Below are 18624 nucleotides of genomic sequence, written 5' to 3' on the forward strand. Positions count from 1 at the left end.
TGATGAAGCACGATCAGGATCAGGAACGGTTGACGTATTGAATTGAGAAGAACCGCCCTCGAGCGATGCTGAGTGTGATTCGGGACTGGAAATTTTAGAGGATACAGGCCTGTTTTTCTACATACTGTGGTTCACGATCCAGTCATATACAACATAATGTGTTGAACTAAATCGTTAAGACTTTGTTTGCTCTGGTAATCAGCCTGCTTGCATCTTCGCGATAAAATCAACGGGCAGATTTGCAAAACCCTTGTTGTCAAGGGGTGGAACCGGTGGTATAACCCGCTAAACTCTGAAGAGTGCCGCTAACAACGGATACAAAAAGCCGAGGGAGAAAATCATGAAGACCTTGTATGCTTCTCTTATTGTTCTCTGTCTGGGGCTGGGGGCTTGCACAACTCCAATGCCCGTCGAGACGACCTATCCGCTCACCTACCAACAGAAAATGCGGTCGGCGCATCACTGGGATGTCATGGCGATTGATGTAGCCAATTGGCTACAAGACGCCTTGATGACGCCAGATTCTGAGTACGATAAAGAGCATGAGGCTCAGGACCGTCCAACCATTAGCTTGTATCTCGAGCAGCCCAGATACGACAGTGCGGCAGGCGCGGGGTTTTATGACTTATTGACTACGCGTCTTGTAGAACGGGGATTCATTCTCACTACCAATCCTTCAGCCGGTTTACCCGTCAGCTATGACATGCAGGTGGTAAAATCCGGGTTGCCGGAAACCGTCGAGTACGAAGTCATTGTCAATGTTTCGGTCATGAACGCTGATCGTTATCTGATCCGATATAGCAATGTTTATTATGTTGGTGATAAAAGCCAATACATTGCCATGCAGCAATCGGCGAGTCGCATCATAGAGGTGGTCGGGCCATGAACTGGAATATGATCCTACGTGCGGGAGTCGCGTTGCTGGCTCTGTTCGGCTTGGCGGGTATCCAGGGATGCGCCTCTTCAGGCGATGAAACACCGGTCCGGCCCATCATCCAGGATGCGGATTTGATCAACCAGAACTATCAGGCGGCGGATGCCTTGCTCATAAGGGCACCCTGGTTGCGGGAGCGCCGTGAGCCGCTGCTGTCAGCGACGTTTGTAGATATTAACAATCTTGAAATGTCATCGGGCTTGGGGCGCGTGATCGGCGAACAACTGGGTTCACGGTTTGCCCAGCAGGGTTTCACGGTGATCGAAATCAAGATGCGCAATAACATCTTTGTCCAGGAAGGCGCAGGCGAGTTCGCTTTGTCGCGTTCTGTCAGGGAAATCAGTCAATCGCATAACGCGGCGGCGGTAATCGCTGGCACCTATGCGGTGGGGCGAACATCGGTGTTCGTCAATGCCCGTCTGATCCGCGCCACTGATAATCTGGTGCTGGCTTCCTATGACTATGTGCTGCCCTTGGGGCCAGATGCCAAGGCGCTGATCGCCGCTCAGTAAGTGTTTTCACTCATAGCGCCCTTCCTTGTGGAAGGGGCGTTGCTGTTTACATCCGATTGAAGTCGGTTAATCGGCGGTTAACAATCCCAGCCGTTCGCTGATGGCCAGGGTTAATCCGGCCTGATTCATTGTGTAGAAATGCAAGCCTGGTGCACCGCCATCGAGTAATTTCCGGCAAAGCGCGCTAACCACCTCCAGACCAAAGGCGCGAATGGCGTTACGGTCATCGCCAAAACTTTCCAGTTTCTTGCGAATCCACCGGGGAATTTCCGCGCCGCAGGCATCGGAAAAGCGCGCCAGTTGGGTGAAATTGGTGATCGGCATGATGCCTGGCACAATCGGGATGTCGATGCGCCGGCGCGCGCACTGGTCGATGAAACGGAAATAGGCGTCAGGATTATAGAAATACTGGGTGATCGCGCTGTTGGCGCCCGCATCGACCTTGCGCTGGAAGTTTTGCAAATCCTGGTCGGGACTGGACGCCTGGGGGTGATATTCGGGATAGGCGGCGACTTCGAGGTGAAAGTGATCGCCAAATTCCTCGCGAATGAAGCGGACCAGTTCATTGGCATAGCGAAACTCGCCAGGATCGCGCATCCCCGAGGGCATATCGCCACGCAACGCGACGATGCGGCGAATACCGTGCGCTTTATAGTGGTTCAATAACTCACGGACACTGCCCCGGGTCGAGGCGATGCAGGTAAGATGTGGGGTGGCGGGTACGCCGCTATGGGCTTGAATATCCAGCACCACTTCTACCGTGCGGTCGCGGGTGGAGCCACCGGCGCCGTAGGTGACCGAGAAATAGGTAGGGTGCATCGCCAATAATTCCTGGCGAGCTGCTTGGAGTTTGGCGAGGCCCTCGGCGGTGATGGGTGGGAAAAATTCGCAACTGAAGGTTGTTGGCCAGTCTGATTGGGGCATAGTGGTCACCGGCTTCCTGATGAACAGAGGAAAAATTGGTAGAAAGGTTGAACGCGAAGGGGGTTCAACGCTCAACCCTTACCGTTCCTAGTACCGATAATTCTCCGCCTTATACGGTCCGTCCACCGCCACGCCAATATACGCCGCCTGCTCCGGGGTGAGCGTAGTCAATTTCGCCCCAATCCGGTCCAGATGCAGCCGCGCCACCTTTTCATCCAGATGCTTGGGCAGCACATAAACCTTATTTTCGTAGCGATCACGATGATTGAATAGTTCGATCTGCGCCAGCGTCTGGTTAGTAAAACTATTGCTCATCACGAACGAGGGATGGCCGGTGGCGCAACCGAGGTTCACCAAGCGCCCTTCCGCCAGCAGGATAATCCGCTTACCATCTGGGAAGATAATGTGATCGACCTGCGGCTTGATGTTTTCCCAGCGATATTCTTTCAAGCTGGCGACTGCGATCTCTGAATCGAAATGACCAATGTTGCACACAATCGCCTGATTTTTCATCCGCGCCATGTGGTCATGGGTAATCACGCTCACGTTACCAGTAGTGGTAACAAAGATGTCCGCCTGATCCGCTACATCATCCATACGCACTACCCGGTAACCCTCCATCGCCGCTTGCAAGGCGCAGATCGGGTCGATCTCCGTGACCCACACTGTTGCGCCTAGACCCCGCAGCGACTGGGCGCAGCCCTTGCCTACATCGCCATAGCCAAGAACTACCGCAATTTTTCCAGCGATCATCACGTCGGTAGCCCGCTTGATGCCATCCACCAGCGATTCACGGCATCCGTAAAGATTATCGAACTTGGATTTGGTCACCGAGTCGTTCACGTTAAACGCCGGGAAGGGCAGGCGGCCTTCCTTTTCCATTTGGTACAGGCGGTGAACACCGGTCGTCGTTTCCTCCGTCACCCCGCGAATATTGGCTTGAATTTTTGCATACCAACCCGGCTGGTGCTCCAGCCGCTGGCGAATCGCGGCGAACAATACTTGTTCTTCTTCACAAGTAGGGTTGGCAATGAGTGAGCGATCTTGTTCCGCCCGGCTGCCCAGCGTCACCAACAACGTGGCGTCACCGCCATCGTCGAGAATCATGTTAGGCGCGCCGCCGTTCGGCCATTCCAGAATGCGATGGGTGAAATCCCAGTATTCCACCAGCGATTCGCCCTTGTAAGCGAAGACGGGAACGCCGCCGGCGGCAATCGCAGCGGCGGCATGATCCTGAGTCGAAAAGATATTGCAGGAAGCCCAGCGGATGTCAGCGCCAAGATCAGCGAGGGTTTCAATGAGCACCGCCGTCTGAATGGTCATGTGCAAGGAACCGGCAATGCAGGCGCCCTTGAGCGGTTGCTGCGCCCGGTATTCCTCGCGAATCGCCATCAATCCCGGCATTTCGGTTTCGGCGATGGCGATTTCCTTGCGGCCCCAAGCGGCCAGAGATAAATCGGCGACGTGAAAGTCGGTAAACGGTTTTTCGCGCACGACGGCGTTCATGGCGTTCTCCAGGGTTGGAATGAACGGGCGCCGTTGGCTTGTGAAAGCCATGCCACACCGAGCCTGACGGTCAATAACCGCTGCAGCGCCCCTCGGCGTGGGGGGCAGGAAAATCAATTAAGCGGAAAAACTAACGATGATCAGGTCAATCGCTTGCCAAATGACCGCAATCATCAACGAATCGTTCCCTGAGCATCACAAGGCTTAAAGTCCGGCGGCTTCGCGCAGCGCGTCAGCCCGATCGGTGCGCTCCCAGGTAAATTCCGGTTCTTCCCGGCCAAAGTGTCCATAAGCAGCCGTCTTGCGATAGATGGGTCGGATCAAGTCCAGCATCTTGACCAGTCCGTAAGGCCGTAGATCGAAATGGCCGCGAATAATCGTGACCAGCCGATCTTCATCCAGCTTGCCGGTGCCAAAGGTATTGACGTTGATTGATGTCGGCTCAGCGACGCCAATCGCATAGGAGACCTGGATTTCGCATTTGTCCGCCAGGCCGGCGGCGACAATGTTCTTGGCTACATAACGCCCGGCGTAAGCCGCGGAACGATCGACCTTGGAGGGGTCTTTACCGGAAAAAGCGCCGCCACCGTGATGGGCGGAACCGCCGTAGGTATCGACGATGATCTTGCGTCCGGTCAGGCCGCAATCACCCACGGGACCGCCGATGACGAAACTGCCGGTTGGGTTAATGTGATATTGAGTATGCTTGTCCAGCCATTCGGGAGGCAGTACGGGCAGGACGATATTTTCCATCACCGCTTCGCACAGCAGTTTGTAAGTAATGTCGGCATCATGCTGGGTTGACAGCACCACGGCTTCGACGCCGGCGACCTGATTGTCCTCATAGCGGAAGGTGATCTGGCTCTTGGCGTCAGGCCGCAACCAGGGCAGCACCCCGCTCTTGCGCATTTCCGCCTGTCGCTGCACCAACCGATGAGCATAGGTAATCGGCGCTGGCATCAGTACATCCGTTTCGTTAGTGGCGTAGCCAAACATCAGACCTTGATCGCCTGCGCCCTGTTCCTCGGGCTTAGCGCGATCCACGCCTTGCGCGATATTGGCGGATTGCTTGCCGATGCAGGACAGCACCGCGCAGGTGGCGCCGTCAAAACCCACGTTGGAATTGTCGTAGCCGATGCCCACGACGGTATCACGCACGATCTGGTCGAAATCTACCCAGGCCGAAGTGGTAATCTCTCCAGCCAGCACAACCACGCCGGTTTTGATCAGAGTTTCGCAGGCGACTCGCGCTCTGGGATCCTCAGCGATAATGGCATCCAGCACGGCATCGGAAATCTGATCAGCGATTTTATCCGGATGTCCCTCGGAGACAGATTCGGAAGTGAACAGATAGGTTCGGCTCATAAGATGGCGGGTCCTCGAAAACAGTGGCGGTATTAAGGGAATGGCGGACGCCAAGGCAGCGCCAGCTATTTCAATGGAATCAGTCTACCCGGAAAATAAGATATTTGCATCTGTATTTTTTATGCTATTTAGTTGGTTATTAACGACCCAGCTGAGCGAAAGACGGGCCTAGATAAACTTTTGATCTTGGAGCCGATCAGTGTTTTCAGGTCTCTTCAGCGCATGATGAGGGAAAATAAATGGCTATTCAAATTAGATACTTCGCCAGTTTGCGTGACCAGCTAGGCCGCGCCAGCGATGAATTACCCTTTGCTAAGGGGTGGACAGTCGCCAGCATTTGGGCCGCGTTACACCCAGATTCACCGCCGCCATCAAACCTGCTGGCGGCGGTGAATCTGGAATATGCGGAATGGACGCACCCTGTGCAAGACGGCGATGAGGTGGCGTTTTTTCCACCCGTCACAGGAGGATAGAAGCAACCTGTCTTTACTGTCTCAGGCTTTCCAACAGCTTGCGCGCTTCTTCCTGTTCCGGGAACGCCGAAACGTCCGCCAGTTTTTCCAATGCCTGCCGAGCAGCGTCCTTGCGTCCCAATTTGGCGTAGGCCGCTGCCAGGTGATAGCGCACCGAAGGCTGATCTGGCAGCTTGTCCGCTGCTTTTTCCAGGAACTCCAGGCCACGCAACGCTTCATTGCGCTGCACCAGAATCCAGCCCAGGGTATCCGCCACTTCCGGATTATCCGGCGCCTTGTCATGCGCGCGTTCCGCATAACGCAGCGCGCGAGAATCGCCGGTTTCGTAGTAGAACCAGGCCAGATTGTTCAGGACTATGGGATTATCCGGCAAGCGCTCGGCCAGTTGTTCGTACTCCGTAATCGTTTCCGTTTTACGATTCGATTCTTGCAAATACATCGCGTACTGCAAGCGCGCGCGATTGTCCTTAGGTTCACTGGTCAACCATTGCCGCAAGGTCGCTAGCGCTGCTTCCCGATCACCGGCCTGCCACTGGGCGTTGGCCAACCGCGTCGCGGTCTGGTTATTGGGCGTTTTGGCATACGCCGACTGATAAGCTTCTACCGCTGGCGCAAATTCCTTTTGTCGCAGATGTAAATCGCCTTCCAGCACATAGCCCGTTATTTGATCCGGGTACAGGGCTTGAATGTGGCGGACGCCCTCCAGCGCCTGGTCAACTTCCTGTCCTTGTTGCTGCAACTGCACCTTGGCGACCAGCGCTGGTAAGTAGTTATTTTGAATGGCCAGGGCTTTGTCCAGCGACTTGGTTGCAGCGCTAACGTTCTTGGCTGCGCTTTGCGCCATCGCCGTCAGATACCAGGGTTCCGGCGATTGCGGCAACAGACTGGCTAACTTCTGGAAGCTGGCGATCGCCTCGGTTGTCTTGCCATTGCTGGCTTGAGTTAGACCCATCGCCCGGACAACCCGTGGATCGTCTGCTTTCACCTTTTCCAGATTTTGCACTACGGTCAGCGCCTTATCCTTGTCGCCACGGTTTGTGTATTCCTGGGCCAAGGCTAAACCGACATCGATGGAGTCCGGTCTCCGGTTCCAAGCCTGCTCCAATAAACGCAATGACTCGTCAGTACGCCCCAGCAGCGCCGACAATCGTATCAGGGCTGCGAAATTGTCCGGATCCCGCTCCAGAACCTGCCGATAGCGCAGCTGCGCGCCGGCCCGATTTCCGCTTTTGACATCCAGCGTCGCCAGGTTCATTTGCGCAGGGACATGGTTGGGTTGCAATTTCAACGCCTGATCAAAGGCAGCTCGCGCCGCCTGGTCATCGCCCTGCGCAAGATAGACCGCACCCAGCAGATTGAACGCCCCCGACTCATTCGGCCGTTTTTCGGTCAAATCCTTAGCAGCAGCGATCGCCTTGTCGAATTCCTTTTGCTGGAGATAAGCCTGCACCAACAGGGTATCCGCCTGCTGCAGGCCACGGTCCAGAGTGATCGCACCGCTGCCTTCGTCCACCGCTTCCCGCTTGGCGAGCCGTTCATATTCAGCGATTGCTTCCTCGCGCCTTCCCAGACGTTGCAACTCAGCCGCCAGTCGAGTACGCACTTGAACATCGTCCGGATGCGCCGTCAGCCAGTCGCGTAATATCTTCAACGCCGCTTCGCTGTCGCCGGTGACCTGCTGCGCCCCGGCCAGCATGAGCACGGTTTGACTGTCCGGAGTTTTGGCGTAAGCGGCCTGATAAGCGGCCAGTGCTTTGGTGAAATCCTTTTGTCGGACGTACAGATTGCCTTCCAGGCGGTAGCCCACATTCAGATTGGCAAACTGTTTTTGCAGCGCCTTGGCGCCGGTCAGCGCCTCAGCAAATTTCCCCTGCTGTGCTTGCAATTCGACGCGGGCCACCAGCGAGGGTAGATAGTCGCCCTGAATCGCCAGCGCCCTGCTAATCGCTTCCGCGGCTTCTTTGAATTTCTGGGAACGCGCCTGGGTTAAGGCGATCAGATGCCAGGGTTCCGGCGATTGTGGCTGCAATTCGGCCAGTTTGCGGAACGTTTTAACAGCGTCATCAGGCCGGCCATCCGCCAGCAGCGCCAGACCGAGCGCCCGCTGTGCGGCTGGATGTTCGGGATTAGCCGCTTCCAGGCCGCGCGCTACGTTGAGCGCCTTCACATTCAGGTTGGCGGCCTGATACTGGCCAATCAGCGCCAGACCGGCTTCCAGGGAGGCAGGATTTTTATCCCAGGCCTGTTCCAGCCAGCGCAGCGTTTGCTCGCTCTGTCCTGCCTGTTCAGCCAGTCCGGCCAGGCGCAGCAGGGCACCCAGGTTACCGGGTTCTTTGGCGACGATCTTTTCATACAATTCCCGGGCAGCGTTACGATTGCCGGCTTTCAATTCCAGCAACGCGAGATTCAGCGCCGGAGTGCTGAAGTCCGGATTCAGCCGCAGCGCCCGTTCAAATTCGCTACGGGCTTTTTTATCCTCGCCCTTGGCCAGATACGCTCCGCCTAACAGGTTATGCGCAACCGGATCGTCCGGTTTTTTCTTCACCAGTTCGCTGGCGGCAGTGATCGCCTTGTCATAATCCTTCTGCTGCAAATAGGCTTGCACCAGCAACAGATCCGCCTGGAGTACGTCCTGTCCCAGATCGACCAACCCTTGCAGTTCGCGAACCGCCTCGCCGGCTTTACCTTCTCCAAGCCGCGATAGCGCCAACTGGGTGCGGATATTGGCGGCATCCGGGGCAATCTGCGCTGCTTTCTGCAAATATTCCGAACCTTTAGCGTAATCCCGGTTTTGCAGATAGGCGCTGCCGAGCAGGGCCAGCAACTGGGCGTCATCCGGCGACTGGGCCAGCGCCGGCGTCAGGGTGTTAATAGCCTGATCTGGTTTTTCCAGCTTAAGCTGGGTAGCGGCCAGCAGCAGACGCGCTGGCAGATAGCTGGGCAGGCGGCCAACGAATGACGTCAGGTACTGTTCGGCCAACCCTAAATTGCCTTGTTCATAATTGATGGAGCCCAACAAGAACTGACTGCCAGGATGGTCGGGCGCGACTCTTAGCACCTGCAGCAAGGCATCCTGAGCCGGGGTCAGTTCCTTCTTCTGGAACAGGATGCTGCCGCGCAGATAATTGGCCTCCGGCAGATTCGGTTGGCGCTTGCGAACGGTTTCGACATCGGCCAGGGCTTCATCCTGCTTGCCCTGGGCGATCAGGATCTGCGCCTGCTCCAACAGAGCGGCAGCGTTTTCCGGTTGTAGTTCGAGAATGCGCTGCAAGGCTTTGAGCGTTGCCGGATCATCATTTTGCAAGCGATGCAACCGCACTTTGATAAACCAGGGTCGCAGGTCATCCGGATTCTGCTCACTGGCCTTGCTGGCGAAGGCTTCGGCCTCGCTGTAGTTGCGGTTGATCAGCGCCAACTGGCCCAGGCCCAGCAAAGCGTCGGGATCGTTTGGCTGCAATGCCAGCGCCTGATCCAGACTGGTTTTAGCGGCGTCGGGTTGTCCAAGCGCCAGTTGAGCAAGTCCGTGCAACGCCCGCAGTGTTGCTTGAGTCGCTGGCGAATCACTTTCTTCCGGAGTCAGCTCCAGCACTTTTTGATTCTGGCCTTGCAGCAAGTAGGATCGCGCCAGTGGCAACAGCCAGGCGTTGCGCTCGGCGCCCAACTCCTGAGCGCGTTGCAACTCCTTCTCCGCGGGCGCGCCGTTGCCGGTCTTCACATAAATTTGCCCCAGCAGCAACCGGGCATCGCGGTTCTCCGGATTCTTCTGCAAGGCGTTTTTGAGTTCGATAACGCTGGCTTGCCACTCTTGCTTGGTTTGATATTCCCGGGCTCGCTGAACATGCTCGACATCGGTGGTGCGATCACCGCAGCTCACTAGTCCAATGGTGACGCCGACTCCCAGGCAGCAACCCAGCGCCAGAGTGCGTAAGGGAAAAGTCAATAAACGATAACGGGATTTCATGACAGACTCCAAAAGTAAGTCATCAGGTTGGAGGCAGTGGCTCAATGAATATTGTGATTATAGGCTAACCACTTTACTAGCCGACCGTTGGACTAATGAATTTCAGCTTGGTTTAAGGTACGTGCGTTAAAGTGTCGCTCAAGGTCGCGTTCGGAGGGGGCTTTGGCCACGATAACCGGCGGTGACCCGCCCTATTCTCGATCCACTTTAATTAAGGAAATCTTAATGATTATTCGTAAATCGCTGTTCGTTGCCGCCACTCTCGCCGCCACCCTTTGCACCCTCCCTGCCTCCGCTTCTGAAACTAAGGAGATGATAGCGCCAGCCACCAGCTCGTCCGCCGCTGTAACCTCTGGCAAAATCACCAAGGAGCAGGCCGTGGAAATGGCAATCAAGGCGCATCCAGGCAAAGTCACCAAAGCGTATGAGGATGGTCATAAAGGCAAACAGACCTGGGAAGTCAAAATTGATGGTGCTGACGGAAAAAAATGGAAGGTGTACTACGAGATCGCGACTGGGGCGCTGGTCGACGAAAAGAGCGAGTAACCACCACAGCTTTTCCTGCGCATAAACCCGCCTCCGCGTTGGCGCTTTTGCTACGATGGAGGCATCACCGATACAGCATCCTGTCATGACCGACCGCAATACCACCGAAATCACCGTTTGGGATCTCTGGGTTCGCCTGTTTCACTGGAGCCTGGTCATCGCCTTTACGCTGGCCTATTTCAGCCAGGGCGAGTTGTTTGAAGATCTTCTGGAAAACGTCGATGGAGCGTTGTTACAAACTATCCATGTCTGGTCCGGCTATACTATTGTCGGACTGCTGATTTTTCGCCTGATCTGGGGTTTCACCGGCCCCCCTTACGCCCGGTTCAGTGACTTCGTGCGCAGTCCACGTGAAATTTTCACTTATACCCAACAGGTATTGACGTTGCGCGCGCCCCGCCATCTCGGCCACAACCCCGCCGGTGGTGCAATGATCATCATTTTGTTGTTGAGCCTCACCGTCACCGTCACCGCTGGTTTAATACTCTACGGCGCTGACAAGGGGATGGGACCGCTGGCCGGATTATTGGTAAACAGCAGCGATAGTCTGATCGACATTGCCAAGGAAACTCATGAATTCTTTGCAAACTTCACGCTGATCCTAGTCGTCGGGCACCTCACCGGCGTGATATGGGAAAGTTTACTGCACCGGGAGAATCTCGCTCACGCCATGATCACCGGGCGCAAGCGGGCTTGAAGCGCAGCAGCAGGCTACCACTTTATACAAAGTTACGACATCACGGACGATGTTGGTGATATTTTCAGCGTGATTGGCGGAAATGCTCTCTGAAGCGATCACGAAAGTCCAGGAGCTGCTGGACCCATCCCGACTAGCAAGCCACTATCCTTCGTACCCGCGGTCGCGTTTTTTTGCTGCCTCTGGGGAAGTCTCTTTCGTAGGCCGCCTCATCCAGCTTGCCTTGTGATCAAAATCGAATTATGATTATTTAAATAAATCAAAAATATAAATCCGACAAAGTAGAACTTATGTCAATTTCCTTATGACCATTTCTCCAGACAGAACGAGCCATGCGGGAAAATGCCGGGCTACCCACCCACTTCTTAAGGGATTTCTTTCACGAAACCTCATATCCACTAAAGATTAAAGAATCCAGTTATGAGAAAACCAGCGATCTATCTGCTAGTTAGCTTGACCACCTTGAGCGTACCCGTATCGGCTACTGACAGCCGCTGGTCGGCGCTGCCCGAAAAAGCGCCCGATCCCGCGGATAATCCAACCACTGAAGCCAAGGTCACACTTGGCAAGATGCTGTATTTCGATACCCGCTTTTCCTCAACCGGCACCGTGTCCTGCTTTTCTTGCCACAACGTAATGGAGGGCGGCGATGATCACCGGCCTACGTCCATAGGCGTTCATGGGCAGGTCGGCGGTCGCAACGCGCCAACTGTCTGGAATGCGGCGTTCAACTCAGCACAGTTTTGGGATGGCCGCGCGCCCTCTCTCGAAGAGCAGGCCAAAGGACCGCCGGCTAATCCGATTGAAATGGGCATGCCGAACCTGGACGCCACCATTGGCCGCATCCAGGCGATTCCCGGTTACCAACCTTATTTCGAAGCAGCGTTTGGTAAAGACGCTATAACCATGGACAACGCGGCTAAAGCCATCGCAGCTTATGAGCGCACCCTGATCACGCCGAACAGCGCTTACGATCGTTATGTCAAGGGCGATAAAAAAGCCATGACTGAGCAGCAGATTAGAGGTATGGATGCCTTTGCCAAAACCGGTTGCACGGCCTGTCACTCCGGTCCGGCTTTTAATGGTTCCACCAACATGCCGGCGGGTCAGGGTTTCTTAATGAAATTCCCGGTCTTCGCTGGCAGCCCATACGAAACCCAGTACAAGCTGACTGAGGATCCAGGCCGCTACACTGTCACTCAAAAGGAGGAGGACAAATATTTGTGGCGGGTGCAGACGCTGCGCAATCTGACTTACACCGCGCCGTACTTCCACAACGGTTCAGTCAAAAGCCTCGACGAAGCGGTGCGTGTCATGGCCAAGACCCAGCTTAACAAAGATTTGAATGATGCTGAGATCCAGGACATCGTCGCTTTCCTCAGAGCATTAGACGGCCCGTTTCCGCAACAAATTATGCCGAGGCTACCGCCGACTCCCGGCGGTCTACTGACCGAAAACTAACACACTCCACCAAAACAGGATTCGTCATCATGCGCCTGTTATTGGTCGAAAACGATACGCTATCGGGCGATCGCTTGCGAACTGAACTGGAACAGGCTGGATTTGCGGTGGATGTCGCCACGGATGGCGTTGGCGCCCCGAATTCATGGGGAAGTCAGAACCTTACCATGTTGTCGTGCTTGATATTGGGTTAGCAGTCGCCATGTGTGCTCGGCGACTAATACCCCTCGAACGTGAACCGCGCCGAGCCAATCGCCAGCGAATCGCCGGTCTCCAGCGCTAGCACCTCATTGGTCGCCAACCCGTGGCAGCCGACCTGCACCGAACCCGATGCCCCCAGATTCTGGATCCAGTACATGCCGTCCCGAAATAACAATTCCGCATGATGAGGGATCACATCCGGCGCGTTGATACGCAAACCATCCTGTGGGGAAGCGCCAATGGGCAGCCACTTGGGCACATAGTAGTGCACGACCTGCTGGTGGGCCGCGTCATCGCGCTCAAAGCGGACATAATGCAACGCGCCGGGATTACCGACGCCATTCAATTCGGCTACTCGATCCTGCATGCGCATCAAGTGGAGGTAACGGTTGCGGAGATTGACCCGTAACTCGTTGTTGTCGGCCTGCTGGTCGCGTTGACGCAGCACCTCAACCAGTTCCAGCAGATAGTGGCCGAAGCGGTCGCGCGGCTCCTGGAGATCCCAGTCCAGCGTCTCGCGCTCTTTTTTATGATCCCAAGCCACAGAGAGCCGCAAGTGGTACAAGTCGCAAACATCGACTACATCATCCGTTTCCAGTATTTCCCAGCACCCGCGATCCAGCCGCTGGCCGTTGCGCCCCGTATAGGTATGACCGTGATCGCTGACCGCCATTAACGCTAATTGATCGCCCAGCGCACAGACCACACAATGTAAGCGGGAAATCCGACTGTATTTCGGGATGAAACCCAACGTGAAATCGCCAAATCCAGCCCCAGCAGCACTCTGTCGACCAAAAATCATAAAGGGACGAGAGACCAATTCGATGCGCGCTGGAGCCTGCGCCGGATCAACAGCCAACAACAAGGCCCGGGTCAGCGGGGTGCCCCGGCTCAGCGTCTGTTCATTGGTTGTGCGCAGGTGGTGAGTATGCTCGGGATTGTCTTCCAGTTCGAGCAGGAGGGTACAGGCCAGATTTCCGCTCCCTATCGCACCCGACAGCCATACTCCAGCATCTGATCCAGCCACAGGAAGATCCGGCCAGAACCGATCACAGGCAGGCTCAACGCCCGATCCGGCTTCCATCTTGGGACTTTCCTGACTTCCGGGCGAAAAATCCAGGCGAATCTCTAGCCGGTTCGCGTAAACCGACCATTCTCCGCGATGATCGCAGAGTTCGAGTTCCAGCCAGAGCGTTGCTCGCGCCGGTTCTGTGTGGAGTAGACGATAATCCAGATAAACCGGTTGGGCGTCACGGCCATCCAGCAACCGGACCGGGGGTGCTTGCCCATCCTGAGCGAAGACCAGATCAGGACTGCGCACATGCAACTGGATTTCCCGGTACAGCCACCAGGTAGGATTAATAAGCAAGGCGCAGAGTACGCCATTCCGCCCAGGTAATACCGGAGCCGCGGTTGCCAAACCGATCAGCACGGGTTGTCGAGTTTCCTGCAACCGCGCAAATCTTCGCTCGTGTTCATCCCGTTGCACTGAATCACTGTCATGCAGCCAGCGCAGATACCGGTTTCGAAAATACTGTAGCGCTTCACGGTCCTGGGCCTCCTTGCGATCCTGTTTTACTCCCAGGTCGCTGAGCAGGTTAGCGAACTCGCGTAGGGACGGCGATATGGCGGTTGTCTTGCGCGGTTCGGCGCCGGTCTCGGTCGGTTTGCTGGCGGGAGGCAACTCTAGCGGTATTGGCGTTTCTTCGATGACCAGCTGTGTTGGCGGCAAGGTCTCGTCCGAGGGTAGGACGAGAATCGTTTCGTCCGGTGCCGATTCGACCGGGCTGTTTGCATCCGTCTTCAGAGTTTCTTCCAGATCGAAATCGAAACTCAGGCCCAGATCGGGAAAATCCAGATCGAATCCCCCCTTATTGTCCGACAAGGAAGGCATCGCCTCAGTCGTGCCCGGCGGATTATCAGCATTCGACGCCAGCGATTTTTGGGCAGGTTCGTTCAGAAAACAACTTCGGGCTGCTTCATCAACCAGCGCCTGGGTAATTTCCCCATCGGCTTCCAGGCTTGCAAACAGCAGCAAGGTATCGCAGAGCATGACGATAGCGCGTGGAATGCCTTGACAATATTGGACGATGCGCTCAGTCACCGCATCCGGGGGCTGGCTACCATCCCAGTGCTCGGCGGTTTCAAATTGGTGGCGGATAAATTTTTTCGTTTCCTGATCGCTCAGGATGTCGAGGCGACAGCGCACCGCAATACTGGTCTGGAGTCGGTGCAACTCGGGTTGGCGCAGTTTGCCCTCGATATCCGGCAATCCGGTCAATACGACTTGCAGACGATGCGCGGGGACTGCGGGCATCTCCACGAAATCGTACAGATGGCGCAAAACGCTGAGGCGCAGATGGTGAGCGTCGTCAATTAATAGTGCGATAATCTGATCGCGGCGCGCGCGCGCCGCCAGCATATCCAGCAACAATCGGCTTTGCTGACCGGCGTCCAGATGGTCAGCCGGCAATTCTAGATGGGCGCATAGATAATTCAGAATATCAGGAAAGTCGAGGCTGGCGTTGGTCAGTAGTACAAAGTGGACATCGCTGGCTTCCGCCATGCAATGACGCAACACTAGCGTCTTGCCGACACCGGCTTCTCCTGTCAGCAGAATAATGCCTCTTCGTTCCCGAATACTCTTCAGGATATCCTCGCAAGCAGCATCAAAAGTGGCATTATGATAAAAACGCTTAAGCTCCTTCGGTCCGAAGGGCTGATGATCAGAGCCGGTATTGGTGGTTTGCATATCCCCTCCCGCCAGTCGCTACCCGCAAGTTTACGACGCTTATGTCAATCCAAACAGTCCCCATGCGATTCCCGGCGCGTCGTCGGTGGTTATTACGGCGTTTGCTGACGGTCATTCATCAGTTACTCGGTTTACTGAGCGGCGGTTTATTAGCCCACGTTCGCAGTCTGCCTCCGGAATGGCGGCATCGTCGTAGTCACTGGCCGCTCCGATTGGCGGCGGCCTTGGTGGAGCGCGGGCTTGATCCTGAGCTGGTCAACCTGTCGTTTGCGACTCAACTGCGCTACCGTCTGGAGCGGCTCGGACCGACTTACATTAAGCTTGGCCAGATTCTGGCAGTGCGTGAAGATATGTTACCACACGCCATTACAGATGAATTGAAAAATCTGTTCGATCAGGCGCCAGCTGTATCTTTCTCAATCATTCACACTTTGATCGAAGCTGAGTTGGAGCGCCCTTTGACCGAGTTGTTTCTCCACATTGAGGAACAGCCTTTGGGTTCGGCATCGCTGGCCCAAGTCCATCGTGCTACAACCCGCGATGGGCAGGCGGTCGTGGTTAAGGTGCTTAAACCTGGGGTGCGCGAGTTGGTGTTGGTGGATCTTCGATTATTAGGTTGGCTGGGCGTGGTGCTAGAACCGTTCATACCTCAGTACGAGATCGTTGCCATTATCGAGGAATTTCGTAGTTATACGACTCGCGAACTAGATTTGACTGTCGAAGCGGATAACGGCGATATCTTCACTGCCCAGTTTGAGCAGGATCCAGCGATCGTGTTCCCGGTCATGCATCGGGAACTCAGCACCGACAGTGTGTTAACAATGGAGTTTCTGAACGGGTTCAAACCAGGAGCGCCGGCGACCTTCGCATTGGAGGATTCAGAGCGGATGCAGATTGCTCACTTGGGGGCGCGAGCCATTTTGCGGATGCTGTACCAGCATGGGTTCTTTCATGCTGACTTGCACGCCGGCAATCTACTGATTTTACCAGGACCGCCCTTACGGATCGGCTTTATTGACCTAGGCATGGTTGGACGCTTTGAGGAGCAAACCCGCCGGCGATTGCTGTACTACTACTATTCGCTGGTCAATGGTGATATCGATAAAGCGGCCCAACATCTTTGCGAAATTGCCCGGCCAGGACCGGGCGGCGGTGATCTAGCCGGCTTCCGGCGTTCAGTTGTGGAACTGTCACAGCGCTTTTTACTGCGCGCCGCTCGTGGCGAGTTCAGCATTGCTCGACTCATCCTGGAATCAATGCGTTTGGGGGGCCGCCACTGCATGTATTTCCGGGTCGATCTGGTGCTGATGGTCAAGGCGCTGGTCACTTTTGAAGGGGTGGGGCGGATGGTCGAACCTGAGCTGGATGTGGTGGCGATTTCCCGGACCCACATCGAGCGCATTTTCCGCGAACAGTTTCAGTTAAAACGTTTCGGACGGGAATTATGGCGTAATGGCCCGGAACTCCTGGATTTAGCCAGTCGATTGCCAGAGTTGCTGGCGCAATCCGGTCATCGGTTGGAATCAACTCCGTCATTGTCTTCTACACAACACACACTGGTCGGGTTGCGCGGCGCCATTGTCGCCGCAGCCTGTATTATCGGCGGGGTGCTCATCCTGCTCCAGTCGGAAGGCTGGCTGGTGGGAGGCGGATTGTTGTTTGCCGGATGGTGGATTTACTGGCGCGGGGACTAAGCGTTTGTGGTCTTTCCACGTGCAAGCCGGACAAATTCAGGAGTAACTTCCTGTTTCCGTTCCTGATGCCTCTATACTCGTCTCTGTTGAACTTGCGCTAAAATGAAATTGGCGCTTCCGGCAGCGCGCATCAAACTTTCAAGACCCGCCCTGTCCGGCGAGCGGGAGCAACCCGAACCGCCCACAGGGCGGATGCCTTTTCAGGAACCGATATGACTGAATCCGTCAAATACGTACTCGACGAAACCCGAATGCCTAAATTCTGGTACAATCTGGTTGCCGATTTACCTGCGCCGCCGCCGCCAGTGTTGCATCCCGGCGCTCTGCAACCGATTGGCCCGGATGATCTGGCGCCGCTGTTTCCCATGACGCTGATCCAGCAGGAGGTCGCCAGTGAGCGGGACATTGAAATCCCGGAACCGGTGCGCGATATTTACCGGCAGTGGCGGCCCAGTCCGCTGTATCGCGCCCGCCGCCTGGAGAAGGCGCTCGACACTCCGGCAAGGATTTACTACAAATACGAAGGCGTCAGCCCGGCAGGCAGTCACAAACCCAACACCGCGGTCGCGCAAGCCTTTTACAACAAGGAAGCCGGCATTAAACGGATCGCCACAGAAACTGGCGCTGGGCAATGGGGTTCTTCACTGGCGTTCGCCGGAGCCTTGTTCGGCATCGAGGTGCAGGTATTCATGGTGCGGGTTTCCTACAATCAGAAACCTTATCGTCGCGCCTTAATGGAAACTTATGGCGCACGTTGCGTCGCTTCTCCGTCCGAGGAAACCGCCTCGGGGCGAGCGATTCTGGCCCAGCGGCCTGATCATCCCGGCAGCCTGGGCATCGCGATCTCCGAGGCGGTCGAAGTCGCTGCGCAACGCGACGATACCAAATACGCGCTAGGTTCGGTGCTCAATCACGTTCTGTTACATCAGACGGTGGTGGGTCTAGAAGCCCTGGTGCAACTGGAAATGGCCAATGACTATCCCGATGTGGTCATCGGTTGCACCGGCGGCGGCTCCAACTTTGCTGGCATTGCCTTCCCGTTTATTGGCGCCGAACTGCGTGGCGGTCGAAAAGCGCGCATCATCGCGATTGAACCGGCGGCCTGTCCCAGTCTGACTCGTGGTCCATACGCTTACGACTTTGGCGATACTGCGCATCTGACGCCATTAACCAAAATGCATACACTAGGTTCAACGTTCACTCCGCCTGGTTTTCATGCCGGTGGCCTGCGTTATCACGGCATGGCGCCGCTGGTCAGCCATGTCAAGGAATTGGGGTTGATCGAAGCCCGTGCCTACCATCAACTTGGTTGCTTCGAGGCAGGCGTACAGTTCGCACGCGCCGAGGGCATCCTGCCAGCCCCGGAGGCGAATCATGCGGTAAAGGGAGCGATTGACGAAGCTCTACGTTGCAAGGAAGAAGGCGTGAGCCGGGCGATTCTGTTCAATCTCTGTGGCCACGGTCATTTCGATATGCAAGCCTATATGGATTACTTTGCTGGTAATTTGACCGATCAGAGCTACGATGAGGCTGAACTGGCGATGGCCTTGGCGGGATTGCCGTCGGTAGCGGCGTAAAAAAAGCCGACGGGCGCGGCA

The 18624-nt window shown here is 55.7% G+C and carries 14 protein-coding genes and 1 riboswitch; of the genes, 9 read left to right on the plus strand and 5 right to left on the minus strand.

Features of this window, described 5'->3' with window-relative positions:
- The first annotated feature begins 340 nt into the window (after nucleotides 1-340).
- Together H6973_08600 and H6973_08605 are read left to right on the plus strand one after the other, a co-directional pair.
- On the plus strand, nucleotides 341-886 hold the full coding sequence (locus H6973_08600) for a hypothetical protein (protein ID MCP5125681.1): 546 nt from the start codon (nucleotides 341-343) through the stop codon (nucleotides 884-886).
- On the plus strand, nucleotides 883-1446 hold the full coding sequence (locus H6973_08605) for a hypothetical protein (protein ID MCP5125682.1): 564 nt from the start codon (nucleotides 883-885) through the stop codon (nucleotides 1444-1446). Before H6973_08600 ends, H6973_08605 begins: the two co-directional genes overlap by 4 nt.
- Before the next feature lie 66 nt (nucleotides 1447-1512).
- Here H6973_08605 and metF read toward each other — a convergent pair whose 3' ends face one another.
- From metF to H6973_08620, 3 genes are all read right to left on the minus strand, one after another.
- Entirely contained in the window at nucleotides 1513-2370 is an 858-nt protein-coding gene (gene metF, locus H6973_08610) for a methylenetetrahydrofolate reductase [NAD(P)H] (GenBank protein ID MCP5125683.1), read from the minus strand.
- Nucleotides 2371-2457: 87 nt separating this feature from the next.
- A complete protein-coding gene (locus tag H6973_08615; protein MCP5125684.1) occupies nucleotides 2458-3876 on the minus strand; it encodes an adenosylhomocysteinase in 1419 nt (472 codons plus the stop codon).
- Between the two features lie 18 nt (nucleotides 3877-3894).
- A riboswitch (S-adenosyl-L-homocysteine riboswitch) is annotated at nucleotides 3895-3976 on the minus strand.
- A gap of 104 nt (nucleotides 3977-4080) precedes the next feature.
- Entirely contained in the window at nucleotides 4081-5241 is a 1161-nt protein-coding gene (locus H6973_08620) for a methionine adenosyltransferase (GenBank protein ID MCP5125685.1), read from the minus strand.
- A 239-nt stretch (nucleotides 5242-5480) separates the two neighbouring features.
- On the opposite strand from H6973_08620, the gene H6973_08625 reads away from it, so the two are divergent.
- Nucleotides 5481-5714: a MoaD/ThiS family protein gene (locus H6973_08625; GenBank protein MCP5125686.1), complete on the plus strand. Its 234-nt coding sequence runs from the start codon at nucleotides 5481-5483 to the stop codon at nucleotides 5712-5714.
- A gap of 13 nt (nucleotides 5715-5727) precedes the next feature.
- Here H6973_08625 and prsT read toward each other — a convergent pair whose 3' ends face one another.
- The gene (gene prsT, locus H6973_08630) at nucleotides 5728-9675 is read right to left on the minus strand and encodes a PEP-CTERM system TPR-repeat protein PrsT (protein ID MCP5125687.1); all 3948 of its coding nucleotides are present in this window, start codon (nucleotides 9673-9675) and stop codon (nucleotides 5728-5730) included.
- Between the two features lie 225 nt (nucleotides 9676-9900).
- Here prsT and H6973_08635 point away from each other — a divergent pair, with 225 nt between their 5' ends.
- The 4 genes from H6973_08635 to H6973_08650 all read left to right on the plus strand — a co-directional run bounded on the left by H6973_08635 (nucleotide 9901) and on the right by H6973_08650 (nucleotide 12573).
- Nucleotides 9901-10221, plus strand: coding sequence for a PepSY domain-containing protein (locus H6973_08635; protein MCP5125688.1), 321 nt, complete (start codon nucleotides 9901-9903; stop codon nucleotides 10219-10221).
- Between the two features lie 85 nt (nucleotides 10222-10306).
- Nucleotides 10307-10918, plus strand: coding sequence for a cytochrome b/b6 domain-containing protein (locus H6973_08640; GenBank protein ID MCP5125689.1), 612 nt, complete (start codon nucleotides 10307-10309; stop codon nucleotides 10916-10918).
- A gap of 420 nt (nucleotides 10919-11338) precedes the next feature.
- Nucleotides 11339-12379 carry a c-type cytochrome gene (locus H6973_08645; GenBank protein ID MCP5125690.1) on the plus strand — a complete coding sequence of 347 codons (1041 nt, stop codon included), beginning with the start codon at nucleotides 11339-11341 and terminating at the stop codon, nucleotides 12377-12379.
- Between the two features lie 29 nt (nucleotides 12380-12408).
- On the plus strand, nucleotides 12409-12573 hold the full coding sequence (locus tag H6973_08650) for a hypothetical protein (protein MCP5125691.1): 165 nt from the start codon (nucleotides 12409-12411) through the stop codon (nucleotides 12571-12573).
- 23 nt (nucleotides 12574-12596) lie between these two features.
- Here the strand turns inward: H6973_08650 and H6973_08655 are convergent, their stop codons facing one another.
- Nucleotides 12597-15332 (minus strand): AAA family ATPase, encoded by a 2736-nt coding sequence (locus H6973_08655; GenBank protein ID MCP5125692.1) that lies wholly within the window; start codon nucleotides 15330-15332, stop codon nucleotides 12597-12599.
- Between the two features lie 62 nt (nucleotides 15333-15394).
- Between H6973_08655 and H6973_08660 the strand changes: the two genes are divergently transcribed.
- Nucleotides 15395-17026, plus strand: coding sequence for an AarF/ABC1/UbiB kinase family protein (locus H6973_08660; GenBank protein ID MCP5125693.1), 1632 nt, complete (start codon nucleotides 15395-15397; stop codon nucleotides 17024-17026).
- Between the two features lie 212 nt (nucleotides 17027-17238).
- Nucleotides 17239-18603: a TrpB-like pyridoxal phosphate-dependent enzyme gene (locus H6973_08665; GenBank protein ID MCP5125694.1), complete on the plus strand. Its 1365-nt coding sequence runs from the start codon at nucleotides 17239-17241 to the stop codon at nucleotides 18601-18603.
- Nucleotides 18604-18624: the final 21 nt, after the last annotated feature.

It is taken from the genome of Gammaproteobacteria bacterium (assembly GCA_024235095.1).
Lineage (GTDB): Bacteria > Pseudomonadota > Gammaproteobacteria > Competibacterales > Competibacteraceae > UBA2383.